The sequence below is a fragment of the Salmonella sp. GDC200615 genome (assembly GCF_050574145.1).
Lineage (GTDB): Bacteria > Pseudomonadota > Gammaproteobacteria > Enterobacterales > Enterobacteriaceae > Salmonella > Salmonella enterica.
The window spans coordinates 4,097,978-4,110,456 of record NZ_CP192247.1; the positions used below are offsets into that span (position 1 = coordinate 4,097,978).

At 52.7% G+C, this 12,479-nt stretch carries 11 protein-coding genes and 1 riboswitch; of the genes, 7 read left to right on the forward strand and 4 right to left on the reverse strand.

The window, feature by feature from the left end:
• The first annotated feature begins 24 nt into the window (after nucleotides 1-24).
• The 3 genes from ACQ29O_RS19855 to dsbI are packed head-to-tail and all read left to right on the forward strand — an operon-like array spanning nucleotide 25 to nucleotide 3,204.
• Nucleotides 25-1,821 (forward strand): aryl-sulfate sulfotransferase, encoded by a 1,797-nt coding sequence (locus ACQ29O_RS19855; protein WP_000460263.1) that lies wholly within the window; start codon nucleotides 25-27, stop codon nucleotides 1,819-1,821.
• Nucleotides 1,822-1,840: 19 nt separating this feature from the next.
• Nucleotides 1,841-2,512 carry a thiol:disulfide interchange protein DsbA/DsbL gene (locus ACQ29O_RS19860; RefSeq protein ID WP_000096230.1) on the forward strand — a complete coding sequence of 224 codons (672 nt, stop codon included), beginning with the start codon at nucleotides 1,841-1,843 and terminating at the stop codon, nucleotides 2,510-2,512.
• Nucleotides 2,513-2,526: 14 nt separating this feature from the next.
• On the forward strand, nucleotides 2,527-3,204 hold the full coding sequence (dsbI, locus tag ACQ29O_RS19865) for a protein-disulfide oxidoreductase DsbI (RefSeq protein WP_000345576.1): 678 nt from the start codon (nucleotides 2,527-2,529) through the stop codon (nucleotides 3,202-3,204).
• A 170-nt stretch (nucleotides 3,205-3,374) separates the two neighbouring features.
• On the opposite strand, the gene ribB is transcribed toward dsbI, so the two are convergent.
• Complete coding sequence (gene ribB, locus ACQ29O_RS19870) at nucleotides 3,375-4,028, reverse strand: 3,4-dihydroxy-2-butanone-4-phosphate synthase (RefSeq protein ID WP_001076978.1); 654 nt, start codon at nucleotides 4,026-4,028, stop codon at nucleotides 3,375-3,377.
• Between the two features lie 105 nt (nucleotides 4,029-4,133).
• A riboswitch (FMN riboswitch) is annotated at nucleotides 4,134-4,332 on the reverse strand.
• A gap of 132 nt (nucleotides 4,333-4,464) precedes the next feature.
• Here ribB and ubiK point away from each other — a divergent pair.
• Nucleotides 4,465-4,761, forward strand: coding sequence for a ubiquinone biosynthesis accessory factor UbiK (gene ubiK, locus ACQ29O_RS19875; protein ID WP_000566824.1), 297 nt, complete (start codon nucleotides 4,465-4,467; stop codon nucleotides 4,759-4,761).
• A gap of 74 nt (nucleotides 4,762-4,835) precedes the next feature.
• Here the strand turns inward: ubiK and glgS are convergent, their stop codons facing one another.
• Nucleotides 4,836-5,045 carry a cell surface composition regulator GlgS gene (gene glgS / locus ACQ29O_RS19880; protein WP_000928927.1) on the reverse strand — a complete coding sequence of 70 codons (210 nt, stop codon included), beginning with the start codon at nucleotides 5,043-5,045 and terminating at the stop codon, nucleotides 4,836-4,838.
• A 257-nt stretch (nucleotides 5,046-5,302) separates the two neighbouring features.
• Between glgS and ACQ29O_RS19885 the strand changes: the two genes are divergently transcribed.
• The 3 genes from ACQ29O_RS19885 (at nucleotide 5,303) to ACQ29O_RS19895 (ending at nucleotide 7,920) form a co-directional block, all read left to right on the forward strand.
• A complete protein-coding gene (locus ACQ29O_RS19885; RefSeq protein ID WP_000171739.1) occupies nucleotides 5,303-5,923 on the forward strand; it encodes an OB-fold-containig protein in 621 nt (206 codons plus the stop codon).
• Nucleotides 5,924-5,941: 18 nt separating this feature from the next.
• The gene (locus ACQ29O_RS19890) at nucleotides 5,942-7,621 is read left to right on the forward strand and encodes a flotillin family protein (RefSeq protein ID WP_000342895.1); all 1,680 of its coding nucleotides are present in this window, start codon (nucleotides 5,942-5,944) and stop codon (nucleotides 7,619-7,621) included.
• Nucleotides 7,622-7,860: 239 nt separating this feature from the next.
• A complete protein-coding gene (locus ACQ29O_RS19895; protein ID WP_192936148.1) occupies nucleotides 7,861-7,920 on the forward strand; it encodes a type I toxin-antitoxin system Ibs family toxin in 60 nt (19 codons plus the stop codon).
• 159 nt (nucleotides 7,921-8,079) lie between these two features.
• Here the strand turns inward: ACQ29O_RS19895 and hldE are convergent, their stop codons facing one another.
• Nucleotides 8,080-9,513, reverse strand: a complete 1,434-nt coding sequence (gene hldE, locus ACQ29O_RS19900; RefSeq protein ID WP_000867680.1) for a bifunctional D-glycero-beta-D-manno-heptose-7-phosphate kinase/D-glycero-beta-D-manno-heptose 1-phosphate adenylyltransferase HldE — start codon at nucleotides 9,511-9,513, stop codon at nucleotides 8,080-8,082.
• A gap of 47 nt (nucleotides 9,514-9,560) precedes the next feature.
• A complete protein-coding gene (gene glnE, locus ACQ29O_RS19905) occupies nucleotides 9,561-12,404 on the reverse strand; it encodes a bifunctional [glutamate--ammonia ligase]-adenylyl-L-tyrosine phosphorylase/[glutamate--ammonia-ligase] adenylyltransferase (protein ID WP_000188308.1) in 2,844 nt (947 codons plus the stop codon).
• Between the last annotated feature and the right edge of the window lie 75 nt (nucleotides 12,405-12,479).

A 12,479-nucleotide genomic window follows, 5' to 3' on the forward strand; every position in this document is an offset into this window, starting at 1 on the left:
AGTTGTATATAAGGAGATATATCCATGTTTGACCAATACCGGAAAACAATACTTGCCGGCGCCGTCGCACTGACATGCGGACTCACCGCAGCCAGTACGTTTGCCGCAGGTTTTCAACCGGCACAGCCCGCAGGGAAATTAGGCGCAGTCGTTGTCGATCCTTACGGAAATGCCCCTCTCACCGCGCTGGTGGAATTAGATAGCCATATTATTTCAGACGTTAAAGTTACTGTACATGGCAAAGGGGAAAAAGGCGTTCCTGTTACTTATACCGTTGGGAAAGAGTCTTTAGAAACCTATGACGGTATTCCTATTTTTGGCCTTTATCAGAAATTTGCCAACAACGTCACGGTAGAATATAAAGAAAACGGCAAAGCCATGAAGGATGACTATGTGGTGCAGACGTCCGCCATCGTCAACCATTATATGGATAACCGTTCTATTTCAGATCTTCAGCAAACGAAAGTTATTAAAGTCGCGCCAGGATTTGAAGATCGCCTTTATCTGGTAAATACCCATACCTTTACGCCGCAGGGCGCTGAATTTCACTGGCACGGCGAAAAAGATAAAAATGCGGGTATTCTTGATGACGGTCCGGCGGGCGGTGCTTTGCCTTTCGATATCGCCCCTTATACGTTTGTGGTTGACACCCAGGGTGAATACCGCTGGTGGCTGGATCAAGATACCTTCTACGACGGCCACGATATGAATATCAACAAACGCGGCTACCTGATGGGTATTCGTGAAACGCCTCGCGGCACCTTTACCGCGGTGCAGGGCCAACACTGGTACGAGTTTGACATGATGGGGCAAATTCTTGCCGATCACAAACTGCCGCGCGGGTTCCTGGATGCGTCTCATGAATCCATCGAAACCGTGAACGGCACCGTACTGCTGCGCGTCGGCAAACGCGATTACCGCAAAGAAGACGGCATACATGTTCATACGATTCGTGACCAAATCATTGAGGTTGATAAGTCTGGCCGCGTAGTAGACGTTTGGGATTTAACCAAAATCCTCGACCCTATGCGTGATGCGCTGCTCGGCGCGCTGGATGCGGGCGCAGTATGCGTGAACGTCGATCTGGCCCATGCCGGACAGCAGGCGAAACTCGAACCGGATACGCCGTATGGCGATGCGCTTGGCGTTGGTGCCGGTCGTAACTGGGCGCACGTCAACTCTATCGCTTATGACGCGAAAGACGACTCCATCATCCTTTCTTCCCGCCATCAGGGTATTGTAAAAATTGGTCGCGATAAGCAGGTGAAATGGATACTGGCACCGTCTAAAGGCTGGAATAAGCAGCTAGCCAGTAAATTGCTGAAACCGGTAGACGATCATGGTAAGCCGTTGACCTGTGACGAAAACGGCAAGTGTAAGGACACCGATTTCGATTTCACCTATACCCAACATACGGCATGGCTTTCCAGCAAAGGCACGTTAACGGTCTTTGATAACGGCGATGGTCGCGGCCTGGAGCAACCGGCTCTACCGACCATGAAATATTCCCGTTTTGTCGAATATAAGATCGATGAGAAGAAAGGCACCGTACAACAAGTTTGGGAATACGGTAAAGAACGTGGATATGATTTCTATAGTCCTATTACCTCGGTTGTTGAATATCAAAAAGACCGCGACACCATGTTCGGCTTTGGCGGTTCTATTAACCTGTTCGACGTTGGTAAACCCACAGTCGGCAAACTGAATGAGATTGACTATAAAACGAAAGAAGTGAAAGTTGAAATTGATGTGCTGTCGGATAAACCCAACCAGACTCACTATCGTGCATTACTGGTTCATCCAACGCAAATGTTTAAATAAATAACGGGAAGGAATTAATATGTCATCTAAATGGATTACCTCTTTATTTAAAAGCGTAGTATTAACCGCGGCATTGGTCACTCCTTTTGCGGCATCGGCTTTTACCGAGGGCACAGATTATATGGTTCTGGAGAAACCGATTCCTAATGCGGATAAAACGCTGATTAAGGTATTTAGCTACGCCTGCCCTTTCTGCTACAAATATGACAAAGCCGTAACAGGTCCGGTTTCTGATAAAGTAGCCGATCTCGTTACGTTCACTCCGTTCCACCTGGAAACAAAAGGCGAATATGGCAAACAGGCCAGCGAAGTATTTGCAGTCCTGATCGCCAAAGATAAAGCTGCCGGGATTTCGTTATTTGATGCTAAATCACAATTCAAAAAAGCGAAGTTCGCCTGGTATGCGGCTTACCATGATAAGAAAGAGCGCTGGTCAGATGGGAAAGATCCGGCGGCATTTATTAAAACCGGGCTGGACGCCGCAGGCATGAGCCAGGCTGATTTTGAAGCGGCGCTGAAAGATCCTGCCGTTCAGGAGACTCTGGAAAAATGGAAAGCCGCCTATGACGTTGCCAAAATTCAGGGTGTTCCGGCTTACGTCGTCAACGGCAAGTACCTTATCTATACCAAAAACATCAAATCCATCGATTCTATGGCTGAACTCGTTCGGGAACTGGCCACTAAAAAATAAGCAGGGAAACGATTATGGATTTTATTAAGGGATTATGGCGAGACCTACGCGCAAGACCAGTAGATACGCTGGTGAGATGGCAGGAACAGCGCTTTCTGTGGCTGTTAATGGCCATCGCGATGGGAGGGTTAATTATCCTGGCGCACTCGTTCTTCCAAATCTATCTCTACATGGCGCCGTGCGAACAGTGTGTTTACATTCGTTACGCGATGTTTGTGATGGTAATTGGCGGGGTGATTGCGGCGATAAATCCCAAAAATATCGTGCTGAAGCTGATTGGCTGCATCGCGGCGTTTTATGGCAGCATTATGGGCATTAAGTTTTCTATTAAGCTTAATGGTATCCATCATGCGGTACATAATGCGGACCCCGATTCACTTTTTGGCGTGCAAGGATGTTCGACTGACCCGACCTTTCCTTTCAACTTACCGTTGGCGGAATGGGCACCGGAGTGGTTTAAACCTACCGGAGACTGCGGTTATGACGCGCCTATCGTCCCTGATGGCGTAACGCTCAGTAGCGTACAGCAGTGGTTTGTCGATCTCTACCAGCAGTCCGAAGGCTGGTATCTGCTTCCGCCCTGGCACTTTATGAACATGGCGCAGGCATGTATGTTGGCCTTTGGGTTGTGCCTGATTCTGCTGCTGGTGATGAGCGGCGCCTGGGCATTGAAACTGGCCAGAGGCAAATAACCTGAATAGATAAACCAAAGCAGAGGTCTGCATTCAGGCCTCTGCTTTTCTCACAATAATTTTACCATTCAGCTTATTCGTCGTTCTTTGAAACTGAACAATATGGCACCGAAGGAATACAAAAAAGCCGATGACATCTCATCGGCTTTTTTCAACCATGATCCGTTCGATCAGCTGGCTTTGCGCTCATGCGCCTGGCGGTAAGCCACCAGATCTTCAATCGTGACTACCGCCATATTATGCTGGCCTGCAAACGCGATACACTCCGGCGCGCGCGCCATCGTCCCATCGTCGTTAGTCAACTCGCACAGTACACCTGCAGGTTTAAAACCGGCCAGCGTCATCAGATCGATGGTCGCCTCCGTATGACCCCCGCGCGTCAGCACGCCGCCCGCCTGAGCGCGCAGTGGGAAAACGTGCCCCGGACGGTTAAGATCGGACGGTTTTGCGCCATCCTTAATTGCCGCACGCACCGTAGTGACACGGTCAGCGGCGGAAACGCCGGTGGTCACGCCTTCTGCGGCTTCAATGGTCACGGTAAAACCGGTGCCGTAGGCGCTGGTGTTGTTTTCCACCATCATTGGCAAGTCGAGCTGCTTACGACGATCTTCAGTAATACACAGGCAAACAATACCGCTACCGTGACGAATGGTTAACGCCATCTGTTCTACGGTCATCGTCTCTGCGGGGAAAATCATATCGCCTTCGTTTTCACGATCTTCATCATCAAGCACCATCACACCGCGTCCTTCACGCAGCGCATCCAGTGCAAGTTCAACACGTTCAAAAGGCGTACCAAAAGAGGAAAGTAGCGTCTGATTCATGGTAAAAAAACCTCATTAACATTATGGTTACCAGAATCAGGGCAGTCTTAGGAGTGCCGACAAGCGGCAAAAAAATAACGTGAGCGGGTCCATGCCCGACTGGATCGTTACCCTCTCCCATCCGGACTTTAACCGTCGGCCCCGGAATTACACCGGATCTGCTGACCTTTTCGCTATGGCAAAAAGCGCTCGCGGGCTTTCAACCTGCTCTCCGCGTTCCGTCACGGCGCGCCGTGATGAGAAATGCGTTAAACATCGCTGATTTACCGCCGGTGGGGAATTTCGCCCCGCCCTGAGAATAAGCGGGTTAACTATAACACTATTGATTACCTTCATCAACGCCTTTACTCCGTATGACGTCACACAATTCTGGTTTATGGCGTCCACATATCGCACTACAATAAGAGCTAACACTTACCAGTTCAGGGAAACCACAATGATTGACCCGAAAAAAATTGAGCAAATCGCACGCCAGGTTCATGAGTCAATGCCGAAAGGTATTCGCGAGTTCGGGGAAGATATCGAGAAAAAAATCCGTCAAACGCTGCAATCTCAGCTGACGCGTCTCGATCTAGTGAGCCGCGAAGAGTTTGATGTCCAGACTCAGGTCTTGCTGCGCACCCGGGAAAAACTGGCGCTGCTGGAGCAACGCCTCAGCGAACTGGAAGCTCGCGACAAGCCTGAAGAAGTAAAACCTGCGCCCGCCATCCCGCCAGTCGATCCACAAGAGTAAAAACGTGAACGGGCCTGACGGCCCGCTCATATAAGATCTGAATAATGTCCTGCGCCTGTATAAGGGAGCCTGCATTAGTGTTCTAATTCTAACCTTTTCGCCTGAGTCGCCTGCTGGCAGTAAAGCGCGTAACGCTTGCAAAACCAGTCGCGATGCTCCTCGTCCATATTGCCGGTTACCGCCTGGATATCAACAGGACGCCCCTCCGCCTGCATTCTGGCAAAACTGCGCGCCAGAAAATCAAAATTATTTAGTGAATAGACGTTATTGTTGTTCATCAGCATACCCTCCAGTTATTGAATTCTGTTAAGGCTATATGCTTTTTCTAATTTCAGTATTTCCCTATATGTACGGCGGTTTTATACATAACGTGCGCAAATTTAATGCGCAAAATCACAATATTCACCAAAGATAACGACGGATAAATCGCTTTTCGGACTTAAGGAGATATGGGTCACATGATATTGTAACGCAATGAAATAACAAGCATGAAAATTATCACGCGAACATCCTTCTGAAGGCGGCGACAAGGATAGAAAATATGACCTTATTTGCGGAGTATAACAGCCCCTATCTGTTTGCCATCGCGTTCGTTTTCTTTATCGGCGTGCTGGAGATGATTTCGCTGATTTTTGGCCACTTTCTTTCAGGCGCGCTCGACGCCCATCTCGATCATTATGACGCCCTGTCATCCGGCCCTGCGGGCCAGGCGCTTCATTATCTGAATATTGGACGCGTTCCCGCCCTGGTCGTCCTCTGTCTATTGGCCGGTTATTTCGGCCTCTTCGGTATCCTCATCCAGCATGGCGGGATCATGCTCTGGCAAGCGCCGCTCAGCAATCTGCTGCTGGTCCCGTTGAGCATTGTCCTGTCGGTCTTTGCCGTGCATTACAGCGGAAAAATCCTCGCGCCCTGGCTACCCAGAGATGAAAGCTCCGCCCTCCGGGAAGAGGAATTTATCGGCGGCATGGCGATTATTACCGGCCACGCCGCCGTCGCCGGTACACCTTGCGAAGGAAAATTTACCGATAAGTTCGGCCAGATTCACTATTTACTGCTGGAACCCGAAAAGGGAAAAGAATTTAAAAAAGGGGACAAGGTGCTGATTGTCTGCCGACTTTCCGCAACGCGTTATTTGGCTGAGCGTACCTTCTATGTTTAATTGAGAGGAACTTACATAATGGATGATGTTTTTGGCATATTGCCATCATGGATGTTTACCGCCATCGTTGCGGTTATCGTCTTACTAATTATCGGGATCATTTTTGCTCGCCTCTATCGCCGCTCATCTGCGGAACAGGCGTTTGTCCGTACCGGGCTTGGCGGGCAAAAAGTGGTGATGAGCGGCGGCGCTATTGTGATGCCAATCTTTCACGAAATTATTCCGATCAATATGAATACCCTAAAACTTGAAGTCAGCCGTGCTACCGTCGACAGCCTGATCACCAAAGATCGTATGCGCGTTGACGTGGTCGTTGCTTTCTTCGTACGTGTAAAACCCTCTGTTGAAGGTATTGCCACCGCCGCACAAACGCTTGGCCAGCGAACGCTGTCGCCGGAAGATCTTCGTATGCTGGTTGAGGATAAATTCGTTGACGCCTTACGCGCTACCGCGGCCCAGATGACGATGCATGAGCTACAGGATACGCGTGAAAACTTCGTTCAGGGAGTACAAAACACCGTTGCGGAAGATTTGTCGAAAAACTGCCTGGAGCTGGAAAGTGTCTCATTAACCAACTTTAACCAAACGTCCAAAGAGCATTTCAATCCAAACAATGCCTTTGATGCCGAAGGTCTGACGAAACTGACGCAGGAAACCGAACGCCGCCGTCGTGAACGTAATGAAGTGGAACAGGATGTGGAAGTGGCGGTGCGCGAAAAGAACCGCGACGCGCTTGAGCGCAAGCTGGAAATCGAGCAACAAGAAGCCTTTATGACTCTGGAGCAGAAGCAACAGGTTAAAACCCGCACCGCCGAACAAAACGCTAAAATTGCCGCTTTTGAGGCCGAGCGCCATCGTGAAGCAGAACAGACGCGCATTCTTGCTGAGCGGCAGATCCAGGAGACGGAGATCGAACGTGAGCAAGCAGTACGGTCCAGGAAAGTTGAGGCCGAGCGTGAAGTACGTATTAAAGAGATCGAACAGCAACAGGTGACAGAAATCGCCAACCAGACGAAATCTATCGCCATTGCCGCCAAATCCGAGCAGCAATCACAAGCAGAAGCGCGCGCCAACGACGCGCTGGCCGATGCGGTTCGCGCCCAGCAAAACGTAGAAACCACCCGCCAGACCGCCGAAGCGGATCGCGCCAAGCAGGTCGCTCTGATCGCCGCGGCGCAGGATGCGGAAACCAAAGCGGTCGAACTGACCGTTCGGGCAAAAGCAGAGAAAGAAGCGGCAGAATTGCAAGCCGCCGCCATCATCGAACTGGCGGAAGCAACGCGTAAAAAAGGTCTGGCGGAAGCCGAAGCGCAACGGGCGCTGAATGACGCTATCAACGTACTATCTGACGAACAAACCAGCCTCAAATTTAAACTAGCGCTCTTACAATCGTTGCCTGCTGTTATTGAGAAGTCTGTTGAACCGATGAAATCCATCGACGGCATTAAGATTATTCAGGTCGATGGCCTCAATCGCGGCGCGACGGCGGGCGACGTCGCCGCTGGCGGCGCTAACGGGGGAAACCTGGCGGAACAAGCGTTATCTGCCGCGCTCACCTATCGTACCCAGGCACCGCTGATCGATTCGCTGTTAAACGAGATTGGCATCGCTGGCGGCTCGCTAAAGGCGCTGACCACGCCGTTGGTTTCATCGGCAACGGATGAGATTAATCGCGAAGCAACGGTAAAAGAGCAATAACTCCCCGCTATATCTCCTGTCCCTGGCCATAAGGCCGGGGATTTTTTTATCTTTTTTCCACCTTGTCTGTACAAAGCGTTATGACCAGCAGGCCATTTTGCGTGGGCGATCCAGTAACGCAAAATCGGCGGGATAAAGCCCTTGCGCCAGACAGGCCACTCACCAACAATCGCGATGTCAGCAAGGGGCTGAAACGGGAAAGCCCCTCCCGAGGAAGGGGCTGTAATAAGGAAAGGGTTATGATGCACCAGGTCATCATACTGATTGTTCTGTTACTGATAAGTTTCCCAGCTTACTAACAGCCAATCAGAGGGGGGAGAGATCCCCTCTCACCCTTATTCCTTTACTTTAGGTCGAAAAAAAAGCAGCGTCAACCGCGAGATACGCGTCGAAACAAAATGTCCGACGCACCTTCAAAATCAGCGCCCGCAGCGTCTGTAACGCCTGATGACGCGGTTTTACTTCTCGCTCTCGGTCTGGATCTTTTTGATGATATTGGTCGTGGAACAACCATCTTCGAAGTTCAGCACCATGACTTCGCCGCCGTTGGCCCAGACCTCTTCGCTGCCCGCGATCTCTTCCGGCTTATAGTCGCCGCCTTTTACCAGCAGATCCGGCAGAATACCGGCAATCAGTCGTTGCGGCGTATCCTCTTCAAAAGAGACAACCCAGTCGACCGACTCCAGCGCGCCCAGCACGATCATACGCTGTTCGAGCGGATTAACCGGACGGCTGTCGCCTTTCAGACGTTTAGTCGAGGCGTCACTATTGACCGCAACAATCAGGCGGTCGCCCAGTTTGCGCGCGTTCGCCAGATAAGAGACGTGGCCCGCGTGCAGAATATCGAAAACGCCGTTGGTCATGACCACTTTCTCGCCACGCTTACGCGCGCTGGCGACGGCCTGTCTCAACTCCTCTTCGGTCATAACGCCGAAGCCGGTATCCGCGCGTCCGCGCACTGCGTTTTCCAGCTCAATAGGGGAAACCGTTGACGTCCCGAGTTTACCTACCACTACGCCCGCCGCCGCATTGGCGAAATAACACGCCTCTTCCAGGGTATTTCCCGCCGCCAGCGTCGCCGCCAGCACGCCGATCACCGTATCGCCCGCACCGGTAACATCATAAACTTCCTGCGCCTGCGTCGGCATATGTAGCGGCGCTTTATTCGGTTGCAGCAGCGTCATTCCCTGTTCGGAACGCGTGACCAACAGCGCGGAAAGGTCGTAATCGGCAATGAGCTTCATGCCGCGTTCAACCAGTTCGTCTTCGCTTTTACATTTCCCCGCGACCGCCTCGAATTCAGAAAGGTTTGGCGTCAGCAGCGTGGCGCCGCGGTAACGTTCAAAATCCGTTCCTTTCGGATCGATGAGCACCGGCACGCCCGCCTGGCGCGCCAGGGAAATCATAGTCTGCACGCTGGTCAGAGCGCCTTTGGCATAATCGGACAACACCAGCGCGCCGATCGATCCCAGCGCCTGGTTGATACGCTCATGCAACGGCTGCGGGTCCACCCCCTCAAAGCCTTCTTCAAAATCAAGACGAATGAGCTGCTGATTACGTGATAGCACGCGCAGTTTAGTAATTGTCGGATGCGTCGGCACAGAAACGAAGTCGCACTTCACATTGACCTCCGCCAACGTTTTGCTCAGCGCGCGCGCGGCGTCATCAATACCCGTCAGGCCGACCAGACGGGCGTTCGCTCCCAGAGACGCAATGTTCATCGCCACGTTCGCCGCGCCGCCCGGACGTTCCTCAACGGTATTTACCTTAACCACGGGCACCGGCGCTTCCGGTGAAATACGGCAAGTGGGGCCATACCAATAGCGATCCAGCATTACATCACCCACAACCATGACGCCTGCACGTTCAAACGCTGGCAGATTTACTTTCATTCCTGTCTCCTGAGAGATTCAAAATTTGCGCGCGATAATAGCATAATTCAAACGGCTACCAGCCACTTCCGCCAGCTTGCCTGCACCAGCGCGCGCTCTTTGCTAAAACACGTCTGCGCCACATGACCGGGAAGCTCCTGCAACGCCAGGTGGTGCAGTTCATCACGCAGTGTGGTGTAGGCTACCGTCAGCGCCTGCGCCTCGTGTTCATCCATAATGCCGTTTTGCGCCAGAAGCTCCAGGATGCGCACGTTATCAGACCAGCGCGTTAATTTAGGTTTTTCATGAGCGTAGCGCAGTACCAGATATTGCGCGATAAACTCAATATCCGTAATACCGCCTTCATCAGCTTTAATATCAAAACGATAACGATGCTTATTGCCGAGATGCGCCCGCATTTTCTCGCGCATTTCACGCACTTCAGTCTGCAATGTCTTGCCGTCGCGCGCCGTCGTCATGATAGTGCGGCGCACCGTATCAAACTGTGAGGTAAGCTGCGGGTCGCCATATACCACGCGAGCGCGTACCAATGCCTGATGTTCCCAGGTCCAGGCTTCATGCTGCTGATAATCGGCAAACGCGTCCGCTGAAGTCACCAGCATTCCCGCCGCGCCAGAGGGGCGTAGACGCGCATCCACCTCATACAAAATGCCGGAGGAAGTGCGCGTACTGAACAGATGCATGATGCGCTGCGCCAGGCGCAGATAAAACTGCCGCCCGTCGATTTCGCGTTCGCCGTTGGTCATGACGTCCATCGGACAGTCATGCAGGAAGATGAGATCCAAATCGGAACTGTAGCCCAGCTCCCATCCGCCCAACTTGCCATAACCGACAACCGCAAACCCCCGCCCCTGGCGCTCGTCCAGATGCGCTGGCTGACCATAACGCGCAACCATTTGCGTCCACGCCTGCTGCACCACAGCATCAATCATCGCCTCCGCCAACCATGTGAGGTGATCGCTTACTTTCATCACCGGCAGCGTACCGGCAATATCCGCCGCCGCAATCCGCAAAAGCTGTGCCTGTTTAAACTGGCGTAATGCCTCCAGTTGTTGTTCTTCGTCCTCTTCCGGCACGCGCAGCAAATATTGGCGTAATTCGTCGCGGTAAGCGTCGGTAGCCGTCGGCTGATAAAGAGTGCCGGGGTCGAGCAGTTCATCAAGCAACAACGGATAACGCGCCAGTTGGCTCGCTATCATTGGCGAAGCGGCGCAGAGCATAATCAGGTGTTTCAGCGCGCCGGGAAATTCGCTCAGCAGCTCCAGATAGGTGGTGCGAGTGACAATCCCCGCCAGCAACGGCGTTATCCGCGATAGCGTAACAGCGGCGTCTTCGCGAGAACAGACATCAGCAAGCAGGTGCGGCATCAGTTGGTCCAGCACTTGCCGCCCGCGCGGGCCGATAGGGCGTTTATCCAGTTCCTTACGGAAGTCAGCGATGAGGGTCAGAACTTGTCGCCGATCCTCATCGGCTAAATGCGCCAGCACTGGCGTCGAATCATCCTCCTGTAGCGCATCCTGCCATACTTCACGCCACGGCTCTGAACGTTCTTCCTCCTGCGGGGTATCGGCTTCATCATCGCCAATTAATTCGTTGAATACGCGGCGTACATTAGCCATATGATCCGTCAGTTCGCCAACAAGCTGCGGCCAGTTCTCCGCCTTCATTCCCCAGGCCAGCCGCGCCCGATTCAGATCGTCGGCAGGCAACGTTTGCGTCTGTTCGTCATTGATGCTTTGCAGCAGATTCTCCAGACGACGTAGAAAAAGATAGGCCACGCGCAGTTGCGCCACGTCATTCTCAGGCAGCAAATGCAGCGCAGCGATAGCATCCAGCGTTGGCAGTAACGAACGCGACTGTAGCGACGGCTCGCGCCCGCCGCGGATGAGCTGGAATACCTGCACGATAAACTCAATTTCCCGAATACCGCCCGCGCCAAGTTTAATGTTGTCTTTCAAACCGCGGCGTCGCACTTCGCGGGCGATCATCCCTTTCATATTACGTAGCGACTGGATGACACTGAAATCGATATAGCGGCGGAAAACGAAAGGCCGCAGCATGGCGCGTAATTCACGAGACCAGGCGTCGTCGTTATCGCCCATTAGCCGCGCTTTCACCATAGCGTAGCGTTCCCAGTCGCGTCCTTGCTCCTGATAGTAATCCTCCAGCGCGGCAAAACTCAGTACCAGCGGGCCGCTGTCGCCAAACGGTCGCAGGCGCATGTCCACCCGATAGACAAAACCATCCATTGTGGGCTGATCCAGCGCTTTGATCAGCCGCTGCCCGAGACGCGTAAAAAACTGGGCGTTATCGAGTTCACGACGCCCGCCCCGAGTCTCGCCATGTTCCGGCCAGGCGAAAATCAGATCGATATCAGACGAAAAATTCAGTTCGCCGCCGCCCAGCTTGCCCATGCCTAAAATCAACAGCGGCTGCGGAACGCCCTGCGGGTTACAGGGGGTTCCCCATTCGCGGCAACAGGCGGCATACAGCCAGTCGCGCGCCCCCACAATGAGCGTCTCCGCCAGATGGCTCAACTGTTGTAAAATAGTCTCATCGTCCACCAGCGACAGCGTCTGCGCCCAGGCGATGCGTACCATGATGCGACGACGAAAAAACCTCAGTTCACGCATCAGCGAGGCGTCGTCACAGACACCTGCCAACGCCTCCTGTAACCAGCCAGCATAATGTCGCCATTCATCAGCCTGCGGCGATGCGGATTCCAGTTCGGCAAGCCACTCCGGATGCGCTATCACGCTATCCAGCGCAAAATCGCTAAATGTAAGTACTGACTTCGCCTGCACGCTAAGCGATGTCTCAGTAAATCCTTCTGGTAGGCGCTCAACAACGGTCTGCCAGTACTGCGATAAGGGTGAAGAGAGCGGCGTCATTTAGGGGATATCCTTTAAATAATGCCGGATGGCGGCGTTTCGCCTGATCCGGCCTACAAGTCCGCATACCGTAAG